Source organism: Pseudomonas sp. NY15356, assembly GCF_048068175.1.
In the GTDB taxonomy this organism is placed as follows: Bacteria; Pseudomonadota; Gammaproteobacteria; order Pseudomonadales; family Pseudomonadaceae; genus Aquipseudomonas; species Aquipseudomonas putida_K.
Genome location: NZ_JBLUPW010000036.1, coordinates 29,553 through 52,109, shown reverse-complemented (window position 1 = coordinate 52,109; position 22,557 = coordinate 29,553). Strand labels below are relative to the sequence as shown.

13 protein-coding genes are annotated in these 22,557 nt (G+C 66.2%); 8 read left to right on the top strand and 5 right to left on the bottom strand.

The window, feature by feature from the left end; all coding sequences use genetic code 11:
* Positions 1-100 precede the first annotated feature (100 nt).
* The 5 genes from ACNFCI_RS21610 to dsbG all read left to right on the top strand — a co-directional run bounded on the left by ACNFCI_RS21610 (position 101) and on the right by dsbG (position 4,541).
* Positions 101-439, top strand: coding sequence for a T6SS immunity protein Tdi1 domain-containing protein (locus ACNFCI_RS21610; RefSeq protein ID WP_416768206.1), 339 nt, complete (start codon positions 101-103; stop codon positions 437-439).
* Between the two features lie 24 nt (positions 440-463).
* A complete protein-coding gene (locus tag ACNFCI_RS21605; protein ID WP_368829486.1) occupies positions 464-1,090 on the top strand; it encodes a GAD-like domain-containing protein in 627 nt (208 codons plus the stop codon).
* Positions 1,091-1,232: 142 nt separating this feature from the next.
* The gene (dsbD, locus tag ACNFCI_RS21600; protein WP_368829487.1) at positions 1,233-2,945 is read left to right on the top strand and encodes a protein-disulfide reductase DsbD; all 1,713 of its coding nucleotides are present in this window, start codon (positions 1,233-1,235) and stop codon (positions 2,943-2,945) included.
* A complete protein-coding gene (locus ACNFCI_RS21595; RefSeq protein WP_324814237.1) occupies positions 2,945-3,781 on the top strand; it encodes a prolipoprotein diacylglyceryl transferase family protein in 837 nt (278 codons plus the stop codon). The genes dsbD and ACNFCI_RS21595 overlap by 1 nt, the downstream gene beginning before the upstream one ends.
* Before the next feature lies 1 nt (position 3,782).
* Complete coding sequence (gene dsbG / locus ACNFCI_RS21590; protein ID WP_084854784.1) at positions 3,783-4,541, top strand: thiol:disulfide interchange protein DsbG; 759 nt, start codon at positions 3,783-3,785, stop codon at positions 4,539-4,541.
* A gap of 131 nt (positions 4,542-4,672) precedes the next feature.
* Here dsbG and ACNFCI_RS21585 read toward each other — a convergent pair whose 3' ends face one another.
* Positions 4,673-17,617, bottom strand: a complete 12,945-nt coding sequence (locus tag ACNFCI_RS21585; protein WP_368829488.1) for a non-ribosomal peptide synthetase — start codon at positions 17,615-17,617, stop codon at positions 4,673-4,675.
* A gap of 325 nt (positions 17,618-17,942) precedes the next feature.
* On the opposite strand from ACNFCI_RS21585, the gene ACNFCI_RS21580 reads away from it, so the two are divergent.
* Positions 17,943-18,470 (top strand): RNA polymerase factor sigma-70, encoded by a 528-nt coding sequence (locus tag ACNFCI_RS21580; protein WP_084854786.1) that lies wholly within the window; start codon positions 17,943-17,945, stop codon positions 18,468-18,470.
* A gap of 144 nt (positions 18,471-18,614) precedes the next feature.
* Here the strand turns inward: ACNFCI_RS21580 and ACNFCI_RS21575 are convergent, their stop codons facing one another.
* Complete coding sequence (locus ACNFCI_RS21575; protein ID WP_416768203.1) at positions 18,615-19,628, bottom strand: GNAT family N-acetyltransferase; 1,014 nt, start codon at positions 19,626-19,628, stop codon at positions 18,615-18,617.
* A 63-nt stretch (positions 19,629-19,691) separates the two neighbouring features.
* Complete coding sequence (locus tag ACNFCI_RS21570) at positions 19,692-20,495, bottom strand: substrate-binding periplasmic protein (RefSeq protein ID WP_416768202.1); 804 nt, start codon at positions 20,493-20,495, stop codon at positions 19,692-19,694.
* A 165-nt stretch (positions 20,496-20,660) separates the two neighbouring features.
* Between ACNFCI_RS21570 and ACNFCI_RS21565 the strand changes: the two genes are divergently transcribed.
* Both ACNFCI_RS21565 and ACNFCI_RS21560 read left to right on the top strand, forming a co-directional pair.
* Positions 20,661-21,212, top strand: coding sequence for an exonuclease domain-containing protein (locus tag ACNFCI_RS21565; protein ID WP_084854789.1), 552 nt, complete (start codon positions 20,661-20,663; stop codon positions 21,210-21,212).
* Positions 21,213-21,285: 73 nt separating this feature from the next.
* Positions 21,286-21,570, top strand: coding sequence for a pyrimidine/purine nucleoside phosphorylase (locus ACNFCI_RS21560; protein ID WP_196145727.1), 285 nt, complete (start codon positions 21,286-21,288; stop codon positions 21,568-21,570).
* A 98-nt stretch (positions 21,571-21,668) separates the two neighbouring features.
* On the opposite strand, the gene greB is transcribed toward ACNFCI_RS21560, so the two are convergent.
* Positions 21,669-22,142 carry a transcription elongation factor GreB gene (gene greB / locus ACNFCI_RS21555; protein WP_324819073.1) on the bottom strand — a complete coding sequence of 158 codons (474 nt, stop codon included), beginning with the start codon at positions 22,140-22,142 and terminating at the stop codon, positions 21,669-21,671.
* Positions 22,143-22,228: 86 nt separating this feature from the next.
* Complete coding sequence (locus tag ACNFCI_RS21550; RefSeq protein WP_084854792.1) at positions 22,229-22,537, bottom strand: hypothetical protein; 309 nt, start codon at positions 22,535-22,537, stop codon at positions 22,229-22,231.
* Positions 22,538-22,557: the final 20 nt, after the last annotated feature.

Sequence of the window (22,557 nt, the reverse complement as noted above, 5' to 3'; positions counted from 1 at the left end):
CAAATGCCCCATCGAGGTGATGGGAGAGGTCATGCAAAATGCCATGGCAATGCGGCATGATGCTCCGGCTTCAATTCAATAACCGTGTTGCACTCAGCTCCTGCAACCGCCTGGAGAGAAGACTGGCTTCTCACTCAGCATTGCCAGCCACCTCTCACATTACTGCGGCAACAATCGCCGATTTTCCAATATTGACAGACATGTTCAGTCATTCTTTTTACAGGCAAAAAAGGAGAGCAACGACTTCGAAGGCCTATTTGAAGCAGCCAAAAAGAAACTTGGCACACTCAACCACAATGAAATGTATGGATTCGTCCCCGCGCTCGCCTTTGGTGGGGATGCAAAACTAGAGCGAATAGAGAAAGTAAAGACCATCGAGCACTTAATTATGCTTTCACAGCTCTCTGTACTCGAGCCCTACAGCTTCTCCGATTTCTAAATACACCACAAAGGACTTAAACGAATGGATGTAATCTTCACCCTCTTCCTCGAAACCTTCGGCGATCCTGTCGGCCACCAACCTGTACCGCCCTCCGCGCTCGATCATTACCAGGGCAAACTCCCCGATCGTCTTCTTGGGTACTGGCGAGACCACGGCTGGTGCGGCTACGGCGGCGGCCTGTTCTGGCTGGTAAACCCCCAGGAATACCAGGATGTCGTGGCCTATTGGCTGGCAGGCACGCACTTCGAAGCTCGCGATACCTATCACCTCATCGCCCGTAGCGCATTTGGCGACTTGTACCTATGGGGTGAGAAAACCGGCTCGGTGTTGACCATCGCAGCCTACCATTCCCGTTACCTCGATGGCGCTCACAGCTCAGGCGATGAGGAGCGAGACAACAGGATCCACGGCTTGCTCGTTTGGCTAATGTCCGAATGCATCTATTTCGACGACCTGTTCGAGCCTGCCAGGGAACGGCTCGGCACCTTGAAGGCAGACGAAATGTATGGGTTCGTTCCTGCCTTGATGCTGGGCGGGTCAGGCCGCCTCGAGCACCTTGAAAAGCTGAAGGCCGTAGAACATCTGGTGCTGCTTTCCCAACTAAGCGAGCTCGAGCCCTATGAACTCGGCGACGAGCAAGCGCACTAGCTTGGGGCTAGCCCGCGCCTGCAGGATTGCAGGCTATCCTCTGTTTGTGCTCGGCCAATCTGCCCCGCCACCTCAGGGTTAACCTTGGGTTAATCGTCCCAGGCCAGCATGTCGCCATTCCATGCATTGCCAAGGCGAAGACATGCGCGTCCTCCTGCTCTTCCTGACATTCCTTCTTGCGGGGCCTCTGCAGGCCAACCCCTTCGAGACCAAGCCCGACTTCCTGCCGGTCAACGAGGCCTTCGTCCTCTCCCATGACCGCCTGCCCGATGGCCAGATGCGCCTGCATTTCCAGATCAAGGACGGCTACTACCTCTACCAGAAGCGCCTGAAGTTCGATGGCCTTGCACCTGGACAGCATCCCGCCTTGCCTGCCGCCGAGAACCACCACGACGAGTTCTTCGGCGACAGTGCGGTCTATCGCCACCAGCTCGAGCTGCTGATACCCGCAGGCGCCCAAGGCCAGTTGCGCCTGGGCTGGCAGGGCTGCGCCGACGCTGGCCTGTGCTACCCGCCGCAGACCACTGCCATCGACCTCGGCGGTCGGGCCGCCCCCGTCGCCGACCAGGCCAGCGACCAGGCCCTGGCCAGCGGCCTGCAGCAGGCCAGCCTGGCCTGGAGCCTGGCAGCCTTCTTCGGGCTGGGCCTGCTGCTGGCCTTCACGCCCTGCTCCTTGCCGATGCTGCCGATTCTCGCCGGGCTGGTGCTGGGCAATGGTGCCAGCGCCCGCCGTGGCTGGCTGCTGGCCGGGGTCTATGTGCTGAGCATGGCCCTGGTGTACGCCGCCCTCGGCGTGGTCGCCGCCCTGCTCGGCGCCAGCTTGCAGGCCTGGCTGCAGCAACCCTGGTTGCTGGGCAGCCTGGCGGGCTTGTTCGTCATCCTTGCTCTGCCGATGTTCGGTGCCTTCGAGTTGCAGCTGCCCGCCGCCCTGCGCGACCGCCTCGACCGGGCCGGCCAGGGCACCCGTGGTGGCAATGTGTATGGCGCGGCCTTGCTCGGGGCGCTGTCCGGCCTGCTCATGGGGCCCTGCATGACGGCACCGTTGGCCGGGGCGCTGCTGTACATCGCCCAGAGCGGCGACGTGTTGCAAGGTGCGCTGGTGCTGTTCAGCCTGGGCCTGGGCATGGGCGCGCCGTTGCTGTTGCTGGTCACCGTCGGCAACCGCTACCTGCCGCGCCCGGGCGCCTGGATGAATCGGGTCAAGGGGCTGTTCGGCTTCGTCTTCCTGGCCATGGCCCTGTACACCCTGCGCAGCCTGTTGCCAGCCCCATTGTTGCTGGCCCTGAGCGGCGCCTGGCTGATCGCCCTGGCCTGGGCGGCCTGGCCGGCCCTTCAGCCCCTGCCGGCCTTGCGTGCGGTGCCGCTGCTCGGCGCGCTCTGGGGTGGCCTGCTGCTGGTCGGTGCGGCGGCCGGTGGCGATGACCTCTGGCAACCCTTGCACCCCTTCGCCGGGGGCAGCCTGCCAAGCGCAGCGACCAAGGCCGAGGATGCCTTCGTCACCGTCAGCCAGCCCCAGGCGCTGCAACGTGAGCTGGACGCCGCCAAGGCACGTGGCCAATGGGTGATGCTGGACTACTATGCCGACTGGTGCGTGTCGTGCAAGGTGATGGAAAAACAGGTGTTCGCCCGCCCTGATGTCCTGGCCGGCCTTGCCGGAGTACACCTGGTACGCCTGGACGTCACCGCCGATACACCCGCCAGCCGCGAACTGCTGCAACGCTACCAGGTGCCAGGCCCGCCCAGCCTGATCTGGATCGGCCCGGAAGGCGACGAGCGCCGTGCCCGGCGCATCACCGGCGAGGTGGACGCCGACGCGTTCCAACGACACTGGGCCAAGACCAGGAGCCAAGGCTGATGCTGAGCGTGACCCTGGGGCCGTTGACCATGGCCCTCAACCACCTGCTGTTGCTCGCGGCTCTGTGTGTGGCCAGCGTGGTCGGCTGGTGGGTGGCCCGGCGCGGTGGAGAAAACCCCGAGTCGGCGTTGTTCAACCTGTTCCTGTTGGGGCTGGTGTGCGCCCGCCTCGGTTTTGTGATGGCCTACTGGCCGATGTTCCGCGAGGAGCCGCTGCAGATCATCGATATCCGCGACGGCGGCTTCCTGCCCTGGGCCGGCCTGGCCGGCATCGTTGCCGGTGCCTTGTGGCAGTACCGGCGCCACCCTGGGTTGCGCCGCCCGCTGGGCTGGGCATTGTTCAGCGGTGCCCTGTTCTGGGGGCTGGCCAGCCTCGGCAGCCACCTGTACAGCAAGGGCACCGAGCTGCCGGCGCTGAGCCTGCGCAATGCCGCCGGGCAATCCGTGGCCTTGCACGCCTACCGTGGTACGCCGCTGGTGATCAACATCTGGGCCACCTGGTGCCCGCCCTGCCGCCGCGAGATGCCGGTGCTGCAACAAGCGCAGGATGACTACCCGCACGTGACCTTCCTGTTCGTGAACCAGGGCGAAACGCCGGAAAACGTCAGCACCTTCCTCGCCACCACCGGCCTGAGCCTGACCCACGTGCTGTTCGACGGCACCGGCCAGCTGGCCGAACGGGTCGGCTCCATGGCCTTGCCCACCACCCTGTTCTACACCGCCGACGGGCGCCTGATCGGCAGCCACCTGGGCGAGCTGTCTCGCGCCAGCCTGCACCGCGCCCTGGAACCTTTCGAGCAGGCCGCCGCGCCTGCCCCCGCCGCACAAGGAAACTGACATGCGATTGAATGCCCTCCTGCCCCTGGCCCTTGGCCTGCTCACTGCCCCCGCGTTGCACGCCGAGGCACTGCCCAAGGCGATCCAGCAACTGCAAGCCAAGGGCGCCGAGATCAAGGGCAGCTTCGATGCGCCCAATGGCCTCAAGGGCTATGCCGCCGCCTACCAGAACAACGGCATCGCCCTGTACCTGACTCCCGACGGCAAGCATGTGCTGGTCGGCAGCCTGTTCGACGAACAGGGCAAGGACCTGAGCGCCGAACCGCTGGAAAAACTGGTATACGCCCCAATGAGCAAGGCCATCTGGGCAAAGATGGAAAAAACCGCCTGGATCGCCGATGGCAAGGCCGACGCGCCCCGCACGGTGTACCTGTTCAGCGACCCCAACTGCCCGTACTGCAACATGTTCTGGCAGCAGGCGCGGCCTTGGGTCGAGTCGGGCAAGGTGCAGCTGCGCCACATCATGGTCGGCATCATCCGCGAAGACAGCCCTGGCAAGTCGGCGGCGCTGCTGGCCGCCAAGGACCCGGCCAAGGCGCTGCAGCAACATGAGAAGGCCGGCAAGGCCAGCACCCTCAAGCCGCTGGAGAACATCCCCGAGGCGGTGCGCAAGCAGTTGGAGGGCAACCTGGCGCTGATGGAAGAGATGGGCCTGGCGGCAACGCCGGCGATCTTCTACCAGGATGAGCAAGGCCGCCTGCAGAGCCAGCAAGGGGCGCCACGGCCGGAGATGCTGGGGCAGATCCTGGGCAAGCGCTGACCATCCGCTTCAACGCTGCCCCTTGTGCGGGCTTGTCCCGCGATCAAGGGCAAAGCCCTTGCCATGCAGCCGCAATGGCAGGGCCGCCCAATCGCGGGACAAGCCCGCTCCTACAAGGGTGGACAAGGCGCTTACAACTCCTCCAGCTCCGCCATCAGGTCACTGAGCCGGTCAACCTTGTCATCGTCCAGCACGCGCGCCTCCAGCCCACGCACGTAGTCGGCCAATGCTTCCACCGTACTGCACTCGAACATCGCCCGCAGCGGCACGTTCAACTGCAACTGCTTCTGCACCCGCGACGCAATCTGGGTGGCCAGCAATGAATGCCCGCCCAACTCGAAGAAGTTGTCGCGCACCCCAACCCGTTCGGCCTTGAGCACGTCGGCCCAGATCCCGGCCAGGGTTTGCTCCAGCGCGTCTCGCGGCGCCAGGTAGGCCTGGCTGTGCGGGCTGCCGATGTCGATGGCTGGCAGGGCCTTGCGGTCGAGCTTGCCGTTGGCGTTGTGCGGCAGGCTGTCGAGCCAGGCCCAATGCAGCGGCACCATGTACTCTGGAAGCTCCGCGCACAGGCGTCGCTTGAGCTGTTCCAGCAGCGCGGCGTCGGCCGAGACATGCGGGTGCGCCACCAAATAACCCACCAGGTGTTTGCCGTTGATGCCCTCCTGCACGCCTACCGCCGCATCGCGGACCTCAACCTGCTCATGCAGGCGCGCCTCGATCTCGCCCAGCTCGATCCGATAACCGCGGATCTTCACCTGGTGGTCGATACGGCCCACGTATTCGAGCACACCATCGGCGCGGCGCCTGGCCAGGTCACCGGTGCGATACAGCCGCTCGCCTGGCTCGCCGTAGGGATGCGGCACGAACGCCAGCGCGGTGCGCACCGGGTCGCCCACATACCCGCGACCGACACCTGTCCCGGCGACGCACAGCTCACCCACTGCCCCCACCGGCACCAGCCTCTGCGCCTCGTCGAGCAGGTACAGGCGGTTGTTGTCGGTCGGCATGCCGATCGGCAGGTAGCTGCCCTGGGTGGACGCCGCATCGACCTGGAAAAACGCCACATCATCCGAGCATTCCGCCGGGCCGTAGGCATTGACCAGGCCGATGCCCGGATAGCGCTGCAGCCACTGGGCCGCCAGCTCGGGCGGCATGGCTTCGCCGGTCGGTAGCATCCAGCGCAGGTCGCCCAGGTCTCGCTGTTCGTCGGCCAACATGCCCTGGATCAGCGACGGCACGCTCTCCAGCACCGTGATGCCGGTGGCCTGCACGTGTGTCAGCAGCCCTTGCGGGTCCTGGGCGATGCTGTTGGGCACGATCTCCACCCGGGCACCGAACAGCGGCGCGGCGAGGAACTGCCAGACCGAGATGTCGAAGCTCTGGGAGGCGGTCTGGGCGATCACGTCCCGCGCATCGAGCGTGAGGTACGGCACCTTGCTCAGCTGGTTGTTGAGCATGCCGCGCTGTTCGACCATCACGCCTTTGGGCAGGCCGGTGGAGCCGGAGGTATAGATCACGTAGGCCAGGTTGTCCGGCGCACTGTGGATGCCCGGGTTGTGGCTGGCGACCTGGCTGGCTTGCACCTGCTCCCAGACCAGCAGCTTCGGGCGTACCGCACCGCCGACCTCGTCCAGCAGTTGCCGGGCCTGCTCGGCACAGGCCGCCGAGCACACCAGTACCGGCGTGCGGCTGAGCTCGACGATGCGTTGCAGGCGCGCCGAGGGCAGGCCTGGGTCCAGCGGCAGGTAGCCGGCGCCTGCCTTGAAGCTGCCGATGATCATGCCCAGCAGCGCCAGGCCCCGCTCGGCCAGCAGCGCCACCGGCTGGTCGATGCCCACGCCGGCGGCCACCAGGGCATGGCCCAGGCGGTTGGCGGCAAGGTTCAGCCCGGCATAGTCGTAGCTGGCATCCAGGCAGCGGGCGACCGTGCGCTGCGGGTGCGCCGCGACCTGTGCCTCGAACAGCGCCACGTAGCTCTGCGCCAACGGGTAGGCCTGCTCGGTACGGTTGCAGTCCTCCAGCAGGAAGCGCTGTTGCTGCTGGCCTAGCAGCGCCAGCTCGGCCATCTCGCCGTCGAACCCGTCCACCAGTGCCAGCAGCAGGCGCTTGAAGTCGGCCAGCAGGCGCTCGACGGTCGGGAAATCGAAATAGCGTTGGTCGAACGACAGGTGCAGGCCCAGATCGTCGGCGGGGTAGCACACCGCGGTCAACGGGAAGTTGGTGTGGGTGCGACCCGAATCGGAGCTGGCATTGAGGTGCTGGGCATGGTCCAGCACCGCCGTTTCCACCGGTGCGTTCTCGAACACGAACAGGCTGTCGAACAGTGGCTGGCCCTTGGGCAGCTCGCTGCAGTCCTGGATCGCCACCAGCGGCAGGTATTCATGCTCACGCAGCTCCATGTTGCACGCCAGCAGGCCTTGCAGCCACTGGCGCACGCTTTGCCGTTGGCCCGGTTCGGGCAGTCGCACACGCAAAGCGACGCTGTTGATGAACAGCCCGACCGTGCGCTGCATCTGTGGCAGGCTCACCGGGCGCCCGGCCACGGTGACGCCGAAGACCACGTCGCGCTCGCCGCTGTAGCTGGCCAGCACCAGGGCCCAGGCCGCCTGGGCGAAGGTGTTGACGGTCAGTTGATGGGCCTGGGCCAGCTCGCGCAGCCGCACCCCATCGCGGACGTCCAGGCGGGTATGGCAGTCACCGACGACCATGCCGTCACCGGCGTGGTCATGGCGCAGCGGCCGGTCGCTGGGGAGGGCCGTGGCACGCTCGAAGCCGGCCAGGTTGCGCTGCCACCACTGGCGCGCCTCGTCCGGGTCCTGGCGCTGCAGCCAGCCGATGTAGTCGCGGTAGCGCGGCGGCACCGGCAACTGGGCCTGGCGGCCTTCGCCCAGGGCCTGGTAGATCTCGAAGAAATCGTTCATCAGCAACGAGCGGCACCAGGCATCGATGAGGATGTGGTGGTTGCTCATCATGAACCAGTAGCGCGCATCGGCGACCCGCACCAGGCGCAGGTGGAAAGGCGCCTCACGCAGCAGGTCGAAGCCGGCCTCGCGCTCCTGCTTGTGCAAGGCCTGCAGGCGCGCCTCCTGTGCCGGCGCATCCAGGCCGCGCCAGTCCTGGTAGTCGACCGGCGTATGGCCCGGCTTGTGGATGATCTGCAGCATCGATTCGCCCGCATTCCAGCTGAACGACGCGCGCAGGGCCTCGTGGCGCGCCACCACGGCCTGCCAGGCCTGGGCGAAGCGCTCGGGGTCCAGGGCGCTGTCGATGCGGTAGCGGTCCTGCATGTAGTAGATGCCGGTGCCCGGTTCCAGCAGCGTATGCAGTAGCAGGCCTTCCTGCATCGGCGTCAGCGGGTAGACGTCTTCGATCCGGGCCGCCGGTACCGGCAAGGCATCGATCTGGGCCTGGGTCAGTTGCGCCAGCGGGAAATCCGACGGCGTGAAGCTGCCGTTGCCATCGGCCAGGCAGTGGCTGACCAGGGCCAGCAATTCCTGACGATAGGCCTCGGCCAGCGCGGCGATGGTCGCCGCTTCGTAGCGTTCGGCGCTGAAGGTCCAGCGCAATTGCAGCGCACCGCCATACACCTGACCATCGATGCCGAGCCAGTTGGGCAATGGCGCATCCAGATCGTGGGCCTGGCCTGCTGGCGCATCCAACGGCTGGAACAGCGCCGCGTCGTCGAATTGCTGGTCGAACTGGCCCAGGTAGTTGAACGTGACCCGCGCCTGGGGCAACGCGGCCATGGCCTCTCGCCCGGCATCGTCGGCCAGGTAGCGCAGCACGCCATGCCCCAACCCCTTGTGCGGCACCTGGCGCAACTGCTCCTTGATGGCCTTGATGGAGCCGGCAAGGGCCGGGTCGTCGTCGCCGGCCTGGGGTTTCAGGCACAGCGGGTAGGCATTGGTGAACCAGCCGACGCTGCGGGTCAGGTCCATATCCTCGAACAGCCCGTCACGGCCATGGCCCTCCAGTTGCACCAACACCTCGCTGTCACCGCTCCAGCGGCACAAGGTACGTGCCAGGGCGGTAAGCAACAGGTCGTTGACCTGGGTGTGGTACGCCGCAGGTGCCTGCTGCAGCAGTTGACGGGTCTGCGCCACGTCCAGGTTGATGGTCAGGGTACGTGCATGGCGATAGAGATTGCCGCCCTGCGGGTGGTCGCACGGCAACTCACGGCGGGCGGTGTCCAGCTGGCCTTGCCACCAATCGAGCTCGTCACGCAGCGAGTCGCTGCTGGCATAGCTGGCCAGGCGTGCGGCCCAGTCGCCCAGGGTATGGGTCTTGGCGGCCAGGGGTTGGCCTCGGTAGAGCGCCTGCAGGTCTTCGAGCAGCACGCGCCAGGACACGCCATCCACCACCAGGTGATGGATCACCAGCAACAGGCGCTGGGCGCCCTGCCCGTCGCTGACCAGCAACGCACGCAGCAGCGGCCCCTCGACCAGGTCGAGGCTGCGTTGCACATCGGTGTACAGGGCCTGGCAGTCGTCCAGATCAGCCACGGTGGCGAGCCACAGCAACTGATGCGTGGCCGGCTGGGCATACTCGGCCTGCCACCGGCCATCGGCCTGGGTGAAGCGCAGGCGCAGGCTGTCGTGGTGTACCAGCAAGGCCCCCAGGGCGCGCTCCAGTGCCTCGGCCTGCAACGGCTGGCGGATGCCCAGCAACACCGCCTGGTTCCAATGTTGGGGCCGGATGACGTCACTGTCGAAGAACCAGTGCTGGATCGGCGTCAAGGCACTGCGCCCCTGGCGCGGGCCCTGCTCGACCTGGCTGGCGCGCTCGCTGCGGCTGACCACCGCGGCCAGGGCCTGGATGGTCTGGTGCTGGAACAGGTCCCGAGGGGTGAAATGCAGGCCCAGCTGGCGGGCACGGCTGACCACCTGGATCGACAGGATCGAATCGCCGCCCAGCTCGAAGAAGTTGTCGTGCACGCCGACGCGGGCAAGGTTGAGCACCTCGCCCCAGACCTGCGCCAGTTGCTGCTCCAACGCGTTGGCCGGGGCTTGGTACTGCTGACGTGCCAGGGCAAGGTCCGGCATGGGCAAGGCGCGGCGGTCGAGCTTGCCGTTGCCCATCAACGGCAGGCTGCCCAACAGCACCAGGTGCGTGGGCACCATGTAGTCCGGCAGGTGCTGCCGGGCATGGGCCTTGACCGCCTCGCGCAGGCTGGCCTGGGCATCCTGGTCGGCGTCGGCCTGTGGGCAGACGAGGTACCCCACCAGTTGCTTGCCACCCGGCAGGTCCAGCGCCAGCACCACCGCCTCGGCCACATCGGTATGTTCCTGCAGGCGGCTCTCGATCTCGCCCAGCTCGATGCGGAAGCCGCGGATCTTCACCTGTTGGTCGGCCCGCCCGATATACTCCACCAGGCCATCGGTGCGCAGGCGCACCAGGTCGCCCGTGCGGTACAAACGCCCGCCCTCACGGCTGAACGGGTCGGCGATGAAGCGCTCGGCCGACAGCCCCGGCCGGTCATGATAGCCCTGGGCCAAGCCGACGCCACCGACATACAGCTCACCGATGCCACCCTGGGGCAGTACGGCCAGGTTCTCATCGAGGATGAACGCCGTGCGCGCACCGATCACTCGGCCGATGGGTACGCTGCCGGCGTCCACGGGCAACTGCTCGGGCGCCAGGCAAGCCAGGGGCATGACCACGGTCTCGGTCGGCCCGTAGGCGTTGAAGAACTGCTGGGGCGCGAATGCCTGGCGAATGCGCTGCAGATGCTCGCCGGTCAACGCCTCGCCGCCGGTGATCACCAGGCGCACCGGCAGGCGCTCGCCCTGCCCGGCCAGGTGCTGGGCCAACTGGCTGCCATAGCTGGGCGTGAAGCCCAGGATGTTCACCTGCTGCTCGCGCACCAACTGGCAGATGTCCTCGGCGCCCCACTGGCCCTGGCCACGCAGCACCACCCGGGCACCGCAGAGCAATGGCGCCAGCAGGCGCTCGGTGGCGGCATCGAAGTTGATCGAATAGAAATGCAGCTCGCAGTCGTCGCTGCGCATGCCGAACGCCGCGATCACCGCCTGGCAGTGCATGGCGATCTCGCCATGGCTGACCACCACGCCCTTGGGTTTGCCGGTGGAGCCGGAGGTGTAGATCAGGTACGCCTGGTGTTGCGGCAGGTTGAGGTTGTCCAGCGGCGCATCGCTGTAGCCGGCCAACGATGCGCTATCGTCCTCCAGGCACCATTGCGTCACACCGTGCGGCAACGCGCCCAGGGCGTCGAGCAGCGCACGCTGGCCGAGCAGCAGGCCGATGCGGCTGTCCTCGATCATGTAGCGCAGGCGGTCGAGCGGGTACTCGGGGTCCAGCGGCACATAGGCCCCCCCAGCCTTGAGGATCGCCAGCAGGCCCACGACCATTTCCAGCGAACGCTCCAGTGCAAGGCCTACGCGCACCTGCGGGCCGACACCGCGCTCGCGCAGGGCACGGGCCAGGCGATTGGCCTGCTGGTCCAGCTCGGCATAGCTCAGGTGCTCGCCGGCGAAGGTCAGCGCCCGGGCCTGCGGGGTGCGCACGGTCTGGGCGGCGAACAACCCGTGGAGGGTCTGGCCGGGCTCGAATGCCTGCTCGCCCTGGAGCTGGCTGACCAGCACCTGCTGCTCGGCGCGACCCAGCATCGGCAGCTCGCACAGGCGCAGGCTCGGGTCGTCCAGCAGGCCGACCAATACCTGTTGCCAGTGCTCGGCCATGCGGGCGATGCGCGGTTCGTCGAACAGGTCGCAGCTGTAGGTCAGGCAGCAGCCGAGGCGCCCATCCAGGTCAGTGACCTCCAGGTAGAGGTCGAACTTGGTGGCGTTGGCATCATTGACCAGGTAATCCACGGTCATGCCCGACAACGTTCGACGTTGCTGGAAGGCCCAGCGCTGCACGTTGCACATGACCTGGAACAGCGGGTTGTAGGCGCTGCTGCGTGGCGGCTGCAGCGCATCGACCAGTTGCTCGAAAGGCAGGTCCTGATGCGACTGGCCTTCGATCACCGTGCGTCGCACCTGCTCGAGCAATTCGGCGGCGGTCATCTGCCCGTCCAGCTCACAGCGCAGCACCTGGGTGTTGAGGAAGGCACCGATCAGGCCTTCGCTTTCCGGGCGGATACGGTTGGCCACCGGCGCGCCGATGCGCAGGTCGTGCTGGCCGCTGTAGCGGTGCAGCACAGCGGCCAGCGTCGCCGTCATGGTCATGAACAGGGTCAGGCCACGCGCACTGTTGAAGGCGTGCACGCGTGCGACCAAAGCAGGGTCCAGGTCGAAGCGGTAGAGCGCGCCGCGGTGGCTCTGCACGGCGGGGCGCGGTCGGTCCGAGGGCAGCGCCAGCACCGGGTGGTCGTCACCCAGGCGGGCTTTCCAATAGGCCAGCTGGCGTTCCCCTTCCCCGCTTTCCAGCCATTGGCGCTGCCACACGCTGTAGTCCAGGTACTGCACCGGCAACGGCGCCAGCGGCGATTCGCGCTCGTCGACGAACGCTTCGTACAGCTCGCCCAGCTCGCGGGCGAAGATGTCCATGGCCCAGCCTTCGGTGACGATGTGGTGCAGGGTCAGCACGAAGTAGTGCTCGCGCTCGTCGGCCTTGACCAGGCAGGCGCGCAACAGCGGGCCGCGCTCCAGGTCGAACGGCTGGTGTGCCTGCTCGTCGGCCAGCTGTCGCAGGCGCTGCTGGCGAACCTCGGCGGCCAGCATCGAGAAATCATGCCAGTGCACTGACAACGGGCGGTCCTCGGCCACGCACTGGCAAGGCACGCCATCAATACTGGGGAAGGTCGTACGCAGGGTTTCATGGCGCACGATCAACGCCTGCAAGGCGCGCTCGAACGCATCCACATGCAGCACGCCGCACAGCCGCGCCATGCCGCCGACGTTATACGCCGGGCTGTCCGGCGCCATCTGCCAGAGGAACCACATGCGCTGCTGCGAGTACGACAGCGGCACCGCCTGGCGACGGTCGACCCGGGCGATGGCCCCTTGCCGGTTGTGCCCGCCGGCCGCCTGGATGCGTGCGATCTCGGCGCAGAACGCGCCCAGCTCGCGGGCCTCGAACAAGGCCTTGAGCGGCAGCTCGATATCCAGCGCCTGGCGCGTGCGCGAAACGATCTGGGTGGCCAGCAGCGAGTGACCGCCCAAGGCGAAGAAGTCATCCTGCATGCCTACCCGCGGCAACTTCAGCACCTCACGCCAGATCGCCGCCACCTGTTGTTGCAAGGCGCCCTGCGGCTCGACATGGGCACGCTGCTGCCAGACCGGTGCCGGCAATGCCTTGCGATCGACCTTGCCGCTCGGCCCCAGGGGCATCCGGGCCAGGTGCACCAGTTGCGCCGGCACCATGTAGGCCGGCAGGCGCGCCGTCAGCGCGGCGAGCAGCGCCTCGGACTGTTCGACACCGCTGTAGTAGCCCACCAGTTGTGCGCCGGCATCGTCCTGGTGGATCAGCACCAGTGCCTGGTCGACCCCTGGGTGGGCCAGCAGGCAGGCCTGGACTTCCTCGGGCTCGACCCGGAAGCCACGGACCTTCACTTGCTGATCGAGGCGCCCGAGATACTCCAGGGCGCCGAGCTGCACCTGCCAGCGGGCACGGTCGCCACTGCGGTAGAGGCGCTCGCCGTTACCGTCCGGCCGGGGCACGAAGCGCTCGGCGGTAAGCCCTGGGCGGCCCAGGTAACCGCGGGCCAGGCCCGCTCCGCCCAGGCACAGCTCACCTGGCACGCCGGGGGCGGTCAGCTCCAGCTCAGCGTCCAACACCTGGCACAGCACATTGGCCAATGGGCGACCGATGGGTGAGCGCAAACCATCCTGCGCTCGGCAATGCCAGTGGGTGACATTGATCGCGGTCTCGGTCGGGCCGTAGCGGTTGTGCAACTGCACCTGCGGCAGCACTTGTAGTACGCGGTCGCGCAGGTTGGCCGAGAGTGCCTCGCCGCCGGAGAACACCCGGCGCAGGCTGGTGCAGCCAAGCACCAGTGGCTCCTGGATGAACACCTGCAACAACGGCGGTACGAAATGCAGCGTGGTCACGCCATGGGCCTGCACCAGCTCGGCGATACGCCGGGGGTCGCGATGCTCTCCGGGGCCGGCCAGCACCAGCGTGCACCCCTGGGCCAGCGGCCAGAAGCACTCCCACACCGACACGTCGAAACTGATCGGCGCCTTTTGCATCAGGACGTCGCTGTCATCCAGGGCGTAGGTGCCCTGCATCCATTGCAGGCGCTCGGCCAGGGCCGCATGGGTAGTGCCCACGCCCTTGGGTTGGCCGGTGGAACCGGAGGTGTAGATCACATAGGCCAGGTTGTCGCCGTCCAGGTGCAGGCCTGGGGTGTGGCTCGGCCAGCTGTCCAGGTGCAGCTGGTCCAGGGCGAGGGTGCCGACCCCAGCCACCCGAGGCAGGCGCGGGAGCAGGTCGCTGTGGCTGAGCAGCAGGCCGGCCTTGCTGTCGGCCAGCATGTAGGCCAGGCGCTCGGCCGGGTAATCGGTGTCCAGCGGTACGTAGGCACCGCCGGCCTTGAGGATGGCCAGCAGGCCGACCATCAGCTGTGGCGAGCGCTCCAGGGCGATGGCCACGCAGGTATCAGGGCCAACGCCCTTGTCGCGCAGGTAATGGGCCAGGCGATTGGCCTGCTGGTGCAGCGTGGCATAGTCGAGGCTGCCGCCGTCCCACGCCAGGGCGGTGCGGGTCGGTGTCAGGCGTGCCTGGTCATTGAGCTGCTCCACCAGCAGGCGGTGCGCCTTCGGTGCCGGCGCCTGCCCCCAGGCCAGCAACTGAGCACGATCGGCCTCGTCGAGCAATGAAATCTGGCCCAAGGCCAGCTGCGGATTGGCGCAGACCTGCTCCAGCAAGGCCAGCAACTGCCCGGCCAGGCGCTCGATGGTGGTTGCCTCGAACAGGTCGGCGGCATAGTCGAAGGCCAGGCTCAGCCGCCCCTGGTGGTCCTGCTCGCTGTGCAATTGCAGGTCGAACTTCGCTTCGCGGCTATGCCAGGGCAGCTCTTCGGCGAGCAGGCCCGGCAAGCGGCGCAGGGCCGAGAGGTTCCGCTGCTGGTGGTTGAACATAACCTGGAACAAGCCCTGCTCGCGGGCGTCGGGCAATGCCTCGAGCAGTTGCTCGAACGGCAGGTCCTGGTTGGCCTGGGCTTGCAGCGTGGCATCGCGTACCTGGGCCAGCAACTGGTCGAATGGCAGGCGGCCATGGACCTGGGCGCGCAGCACCTGGGTGTTGATGAAGAAGCCGACCATGCCTTGGGTTTCCAGGCGCGGGCGGTTGGCGTTGGGCACGCCCACACGGATATCGCCCTGGCCTGTGTAGCGGTGCAGCAAGCCTTGCCAGGCCGCCAGCAACACCATGAACAGGCTGGCGTGCTGTTCCTGTGCCAGGTTGCCCAGGGCTGCCGTCAACCTGGCCGGCACCTTGACACTCAAACGAGCCGCCCGGGGCTCGCGCTGCGCGGAACGCGGGTGGTCGGGGCACAGGTCCAGCACCTTTGATTCGTCGCCCAGTCGCGCCTTCCAATAGGCCAACTGCCGCGCCGCTTCACCGCCGGCCAGCCATTGGCGTTGCCACTGGCCATAGTCGGCATGGCCCAGGGGCAACGGTGCCAGCTCGGCCTGCTGGCCTTGGCAATGGGCGGCATACAGCCTGGCGAACTCGCCGAGCAGGATATTCAGCGACCAGCCATCGGCCACGATGTGGTGCAGCGTCACCCACAATTGATGATCGTCATCGCCCAGTCGCGCCAGGGTGACCCGCAGCAGCGGCCCCTGGGTGAGATCGAAGGGTTGGCGGGCCTCGACCTCGCGACGGGCCGCCACCTGTTCGACATCGAGCCCCTGCAGATCGATGCGCTGCAGGTCGAAGACGGCCTCAGGCATGACCTGCTGCAGGCCCTGGCCATCCACTTCGCAAAAACGCGTGCGCAACGATTCGTGTCGCGCCACCAATGCCTGGAAGCTGGCCTGCAATGCCGCCTCGTCCAGCTCGCCGCGCAGGTGCAAGCCGGCGGGGATGTTGTAGGCGGCGGACTGCGGCTCCAGTTGCCAGACCAGCCACAGACGGTTCTGTGCCAGGGTTTGCGGATGGGCCTGGGCAGGGTCCAGGGCAGTGATCGCTTGCCTGCCAGGGCCGCCCTTGGCCAGCACGGCAGCCACCGCATCGCTGTAGGCGGCCAGCGTCGGCGCCTCGAACAGGGTGCGCACGCCCAGGTCGATGCCCAGCTCATCGGCCAGGCGCGCCGTCACCTGGGTGGCGGCGATGGAGTTACCGCCCAGCAGCAGGAAATGGTCGTCCGGCTCCACCGATTCGACATCGAGCCGCTCGCGCCAGATCGCGGCGATGCGCCGCTGCAGGTCGTCACCGCTTGCTGCCGGTGCGGCCTGCGCCTCGGTGCCGGGGAAACGCGCGTAGCAGTCCAGCCTGCCGTCGGCCATACGCAGGCGGCACGCCGAGCGTTGCAGCTTGCCGCTGGAGGTCTTGGGCAAGGCACCGGGGTTGAGCAACAACACCACCGCCGGGGCTTGGCGGCAGGCATCGGCAGCCACCTGGCGCAGGGTACGGATCAGGTCCTGGGGCTTGGTCGCCTTCTGCACTTTGCGGCTGACCTCCACCGCCACGCCGATGCCCTGCTCGCCCTGATCGTCCACCGCGAACACCGCCACGCGCCCTTTGCGCAAACCTTCGACTTCACGCTCCAGGGTCTTTTCCAGGTCCTGCGGGTAGAGGTTCTGCCCACGCACGATCAACATGTCCTTCAGGCGCCCGGTGACGAACACCTCGCCTGCACGCAGGAAGCCCAGGTCACCGGTACGCAGCCAGCGCTGGCCGTCCTGCTCGACGAACGTCCGGTCACTGGCCTCGGGGTTGCGCCAGTAGCCCAGAGCGATGCTCGGGCCGGCTGCCCAGATCTCCCCAACCTGGTTGTCGTCCAAGGCCTGAAGGCGTTGCGGGTCGACGATACGCACGGCATGCCCGGGCTGTGGGTAGCCGCAGCTCATCAGCACGCTGCCCTGCCCCGGCTCGGCGCGGTTGGCGGCGAGCGCCTCGGCATCCAGCGCCAGGGCGGCGATCCCCTGGCCACGCCGGCTGCCACTGACGAACAAGGTCGCCTCGGCCAGGCCGTAGCTGGCGAAGAAACTGGCCGGGTCGAAACCGCAGGGGCGGAACCTGTCGGCGAAGGTGTCCAGGCTGTCCTGGCGGATCGGCTCGGAGCCCGAATACGCCACGCGCCAGCGGCTCAGGTCCAGGCCGGCCAGGGCCGCCTCGCTGACCCGCTCGCTGCACAAGCGGTAGGCGAAGTCCGGGCCACCGCTGATGGTGCCGCCGTATTCGCTGATCGCCTGCAGCCACCGCAACGGCCGGGCGAGGAAATAGCCCGGCGACATCAGCACGCAGGGCACGCCGCTGAAGATCGGTTGCAACAGCCCACCGATCAGGCCCATGTCGTGGTACAGCGGCAACCAGCTGACGATGACATCGTCTGGGTTCAAGTCGATCCCGAAGCCGTGGCGAATCAGTTGTTCGTTGGCCACCAGGTTGCCGTGGCTGACCTCCACGCCCTTGGGCTGCGCGGTGGAGCCTGAGGTGTACTGCAGGAACGCGACGTCTTTGCCGGTCAATGCCGGCTCGCGCCATTGGCTAGCCAAGGCCAGGTCCAACTCATCCACCGCCAGCAGGCCTGGCGCAGCCCCACCGGCCAGGCCCTGCAGGCTGCTGCGCAGCGCCTGCACCGTCAGCAGCAGGCGTGGCTCGGCATCGTCGATGATCGACAGCAAGCGTTCCTGGTGATGCTGGCGCGAAGACTCCGGTGGGTAGGCCGGCACGGCAATGACACCGGCATACAGGCAGCCGAAGAACGCCGCGACGTAGTCCGGGCCACTGGGGAACAACAGCACCGCCCGATCGCCAAGGCCAGCCCGTGCCTGCAAGGCCGCAGCGATGACGCGGGCGCGCAGGTCCAGGTCCCGATAGGTGAGCACGGCCTGCTCGTCGGGATTGTCGGCCAGAAAGCGCAAGGCGATCCGGTCCGGGGTCTGCGCGGCGCGTTGCGCCAGGGCCTGGACCAGCGAGAGCGGGAGTTCGAAGGCGTCCGTCATGAGGGGTTCCTGCCAGTGTCTGGGTGGTTCGCGCCGGGGCGGTGCCACGCCGGTCGGCGGGCAGCGTTCGGCAGCTGGGTGTACACAGGGGACGGATGGGCAGGGGAAATAATTAGACAGCCGCGCGGCGCCGAAGCCGCGGTGGACGCGATGTGCGAACGCGGAAAGTGAACCGGTTCACGCTCCGGGGCTTAGGCGATTTCCTCACGGATATTAATTCTATTTCGCATTTGACAATAATTATCACTGAGAATAGCTTGTCGCACGTCGTAGGAAGCGCCCACTCCGGTGTGCTCCCTCCTCCCTTCGAGACAAGGTGATTTCCATGGCGGAACAACTATCCACAAGTAAGTGCGATTCACCCCTACTCCAGGCGTTCGTCGACAACCGCAGCATCCTGGTCAAGATCGCCGCACGCATCACCGGCTGCCGCTCGCGGGCCGAAGACGTGGTGCAGGACGCCTTCTTCCGGCTCAGCGCCGCACCGCAGATCACATCCTCGTTCAAGGCCCAGCTGAGCTACCTGTTCCAGATCGTGCGCAACCTGGCGATCGACCACTACCGCAAGCAAGCCATGGAACTCAAGTATTCGGGCAGCGAAGAGGAAGGCCTCAATGTCGTCCTGCAGAACGCCTCGCCCGAAGCCACCCACATCAACCTTGCCACCCTCGAGCACATCGCCGAGGCCCTGGGCGAGCTGCCCCAGCGCACCCGCTATGCCTTCGAGATGTATCGCCTGCACGGGGTGCCGCAAAAGGACATCGCCAAGGAGCTGGGCGTATCGCCGACGCTGGTGAACTTCATGATCCGCGATGCGCTGATCCATTGCCGCAAGCACAGCCGCCAGGGCTGAACCCCCTGGGGGCGCGGCGCGCCCCTATCGCGGGACAAGTCGGACCGCCGCACCGCCGCTCCCACAGGGGCAGCATTGGCCGCTTGTTCTCTGCGCGACAACGCAGCCCGAAGGGTTGGGTGATCTCCCACAGCGACTGACGTATCAGGCCAACGAACAGCGATCGAAGAACCGCTCCCGCCCCAGAATCATCAACGCCGCCCGCTTGTGCGGGAAATCGAATTCCTTCTCGCAATGGAAGCACTGCCCGTGCAGGTAACCAATCATCCTGCCGTTGTCGGCACGTGGCTCGGCGACTACCCGCTGGGTACGTGGGTCGTCCAGGAACAGGTAGTGCACCAGCGCCGACAACCAGCTGGCCACCTTGTGCGGGCCACGATGCGCCTGCTCGCCTACCAGCATGTGGATACCGCGGTCGTAGTCGCCAGCCGGGTAGAACGGTGCGATCCGGTCTTCCTTGGCCCAGTAGGCTTCGAAGTAGGCGAACGGCTCATCATCGAAGCAACCGACCAGGGTCAGGGTGTGCGGGTCGGCCTCGAGTTTCGCCAGGTATTCGCGATGCTGCTCAAGGGTACCGGCCTCCTGCCAGAACTGCGCGACACGTGGGTCGTTCTGCCAACGGTTGAAACGGGCCAGGTCGTGGTCGATCTCCAGGGTGCGCAATGACACCCAGGCGCCCAGGCGCGCATCGAAACGCCGGTACACCTCACCACGCGGCTTGGGCGGGCGCCTGGGGTGGCGCTTGCCGTCGCTGATCATCATCTGCTGGGGGTAGTGATCGGCCGCAGCATCGCCAAGCCAGGGCTGAGGCAATTGCCAGAACATCCCGCGCTCGCACAGGTACAGGCCCGGGCGCTCGCCACGCACCAGCAGCCCGCTGGCCAGCGCCTGAGGTACCGCTTGGGGCATGTGCCAGGCCAGACGCTGGCAGGCCGGGTCGCGCGACAGCAGCCAATAGCATGCTGCCCACAAGGCCTGTTCGGGGCGCTCCGGGCACAGTCGCTCCAAGTGCACGTCCAGGGTAGCGCCAGGGGCCAGGCGCACCTGGATCAGCGGGCGGCCTTCGAGTGTAAGGCTCAAGCGGGTATCCCCTTCATCGGCACTGAGGCTGCGCCAGCGGGGCAAGGAAAGAGGCAGCGAAGCGGCATCGAACGGCATGGTCACGGCTCACGAAAAGGACGGTAGGGTTCAATCCGGTAGACGTGACCTGCACAAGGGAATTTAGTCGTTGGGCGGGCGCACCAGCTTGACGCGATACGGCTGGAAGATACGCAGCATCTGGCCGTTATCGTGCAGGCGTCGTATCAGCGCGGCAAATGCCTTGGCGTCGATGGGCGATTCGGGACGCAGGATGGCGTAGTGGCGATAACGCTGGTCGATTCGTTCGGAGGCCAGGAACTGGTCGGCGATGTCGGGGTGGCGGGCGCAGAAATCGATGAAGTAGGAGCGCGTGACCAAGGCGATATCGACCCGCCCGCGCTCGACCATCAACAGGTTGCTGTCGTGGGAGTAGGTCAGGATCGCATCGTAGGTTTCACCCAGGTAGTACGGGTCGGAATTGAAGTTGGCGAATGCATAGTGATAGCCGTTGAACAGCGCCAGGCGCTTGCCCTGCAGGTTCTCGAAGTACTGCTGGTCGCGCCCGGTCTGGCGGCGGGCGACGAAGATCTCGGCATCTTCCAGGCCCAGGTCCACGCTTTGATGGGGAAAGCGCTCCCAGCCCCACTTGGGGTTCTCGAACATGGCGATGTCAGTACGCCCCTGCTGGAAATCGCCGAAGCGGCGCGGCACGGACGTAGGCACGAGCACGAAATGGTACTGCTGTTGCAACTGGTTGAGCGCCTTGAGCATCTGCGGCAGCAAGCCGCTTTCGGCGCCTTGTTCGGGGCGCACGGTATAAGGGGGGAAATGCGCACCGCCAACCCTCACCTCCACCACCTGGCCCGCCTGCGCGAGCGAGGCCTGCGATAACGCAGCAGAGATCAACAAACAGGACAGGGCCTTGAGGCCGGGTACGCGAATCAAGGGAAGGACACTCGTCACGGTTCGAACGGGATCCAACTAACCTAGGCGTTTTCCCGCCAAGGCACAACAACAGCTTATGCCAAAATGCCAGGGGATGCCCTCGGCGCGGACATTGGCTACGCTCTAGCGACCACGCAAATGCTGCGTCTTGAAGGGAGCCCTGGTATGGGCCATTGGCTGGTGATTGACCTGGAGGCCACCACCGACGACGGGGGCTGGCCAGTCACGGAGATGGAAATCATTGAAATCGGTGCGAGCCTGGTGACCCGGGAAGGTCGCGAGGTCGATCACTTCCAGCGTTTCGTGCGCCCCCGGCGACGGCCGCAACTGACGCCCTTCTGCCGCGCCCTGACCCACATCAGCCAGGCCAGCGTCGATGGCGCGGCGGCCTTTCCTGACGTGTGGGCGCAATTCGAACGCTGGCTGGGCCACCATCGTGAACGTCTGCAGGCCTGGGTCAGCTGGGGCGACTATGACCGCCAGCAACTGAGCCAGGAATGGCAACAGCACCAGGTCACGAGCCTGCTGCAGACCCTGCCCCATATCAACCTCAAGCAACGCTTCGCCAAGGCCCGCCACCTGCAACGCCCGCTGGGGCTAAACAGCGCCCTGCAACTGGCCGGGCTGCAGTTCACCGGCCAGCAGCACCGCGCCCTGGAGGATGCCCGCAACACCGCCCGGCTGCTGCCCTTGAGTCTGCCGGCCACGGGCACGTGAATTCAGATGACGGCGTGTGGGGGCTTGGGCATACTGGCCAACCCTTTTTCATCCCTCTTTCAGGAGTCGCTCCATGTTCAAGGTCAATGAATACTTCGATGGCACCGTCAAGTCGATCGGCTTCGCAGGCGAGGAAGGCCCGGCGACCGTGGGCGTCATGGCGCCGGGCGAGTACGAGTTCGGCACCGCCAAACGCGAGATCATGCACGTGGTTTCCGGTGCGCTGACCGTCAAGCTGCCAGGCAGCGACAACTGGGAAGTGTTCAAGGCAGGCAGCCAGTTCAACGTGCCGGCCGACAGCAAGTTTCAACTGAAAGTGGCAGTCGATACCGCCTACCTGTGCGAGTACCGCGACTGATCGATTCGGCGGCGAGCGCGGGTCAGAGCGCTTGCTGCCAGCACTGACCGGGGAGCAACAGCCTTGCGGTATGTGAAACTCTCCGGATCCTGGGGCCGCTACTGGCCATAATGGATACGATTGACATACCAGGTAGCTTCACCGGTAGGCGTGTTCACCACCACCTCATCCCCTTCCTCCTTCTTCAACAGCGCCCGTGCCATGGGCGAGTCGATCGAGATGTAGTCGTTGCGGCCATGGATCTCGTCGTAGCCGACGATACGAAACTTCAATACCTCGCCATCGTCGTTCTCGATCTCAACCCACGCGCCGAAGAACACCTTGCCTTCCTGCTGCGGTGAATAGGCAACGACCTTGACGTCTTCCAGACGCTTGCGCAGGTAGCGTACCCTGCGGTCGATCTCCCGCAGCAGCTTCTTGTTGTACTGGTAATCGGCATTCTCGCTGCGATCACCCAAGGAGGCTGCCCAGGTGACCTTTTGCGTGATCTCGGGGCGATAGACCCGCCACAGGTGGTCGAGCTCCTTCTTCAGGGCCTCGTGACCTTCGGTGGTGATGATGTTGGTGCTCAAGCCGTATTCTCCTCAGTGCATCCACGGCAGGCGCAAGCCTGCCGTGGCCCCGAGCTTAACGAAAAATCCGCGACGCTACACGCGCCTCAACGGCGGGTAATCAAGCCCTGGCGGGCGATGCGGGTGAGCTGGCCGATCACTTCGGCGGCCTCGTCGGCCAGAGGCGCCTGGATGACCGCCAGGTCGAAACGGTCATTGGCGAACTCGGCCAGGCCATCGCAGGTTTCGGCGAACTGGACGAGGAACGCGCGTGCCTGACCCTTGCGCCGTGAAAGGCCATCGAGGTTGCGTAGAAGCGTGGGTTGATGCTGACCACCGAGCAGGATGCGCGGTGTACGGGACGCCTGGTCGGCAGGCAATGGGCTCAAACAGACACTGGTACGTGGACAACTCATGGAGATATCTCTGCGCCTCG

Coding starts and splice junctions, on each gene's coding strand:
- ACNFCI_RS21605 (WP_368829486.1), top strand. CDS start 464: ATGGATGTAATCTTCACCCTCTTCCTCGAAACCTTCGGCGATCCTGTC.
- dsbD (WP_368829487.1), top strand. CDS start 1,233: ATGCGCGTCCTCCTGCTCTTCCTGACATTCCTTCTTGCGGGGCCTCTG.
- ACNFCI_RS21595 (WP_324814237.1), top strand. CDS start 2,945: ATGCTGAGCGTGACCCTGGGGCCGTTGACCATGGCCCTCAACCACCTG.
- dsbG (WP_084854784.1), top strand. CDS start 3,783: ATGCGATTGAATGCCCTCCTGCCCCTGGCCCTTGGCCTGCTCACTGCC.
- ACNFCI_RS21585 (WP_368829488.1), bottom strand. CDS start 17,617: ATGACGGACGCCTTCGAACTCCCGCTCTCGCTGGTCCAGGCCCTGGCG.
- ACNFCI_RS21580 (WP_084854786.1), top strand. CDS start 17,943: ATGGCGGAACAACTATCCACAAGTAAGTGCGATTCACCCCTACTCCAG.
- ACNFCI_RS21575 (WP_416768203.1), bottom strand. CDS start 19,628: ATGCCGTTCGATGCCGCTTCGCTGCCTCTTTCCTTGCCCCGCTGGCGC.
- ACNFCI_RS21565 (WP_084854789.1), top strand. CDS start 20,661: ATGGGCCATTGGCTGGTGATTGACCTGGAGGCCACCACCGACGACGGG.
- ACNFCI_RS21560 (WP_196145727.1), top strand. CDS start 21,286: ATGTTCAAGGTCAATGAATACTTCGATGGCACCGTCAAGTCGATCGGC.
- ACNFCI_RS21550 (WP_084854792.1), bottom strand. CDS start 22,537: ATGAGTTGTCCACGTACCAGTGTCTGTTTGAGCCCATTGCCTGCCGAC.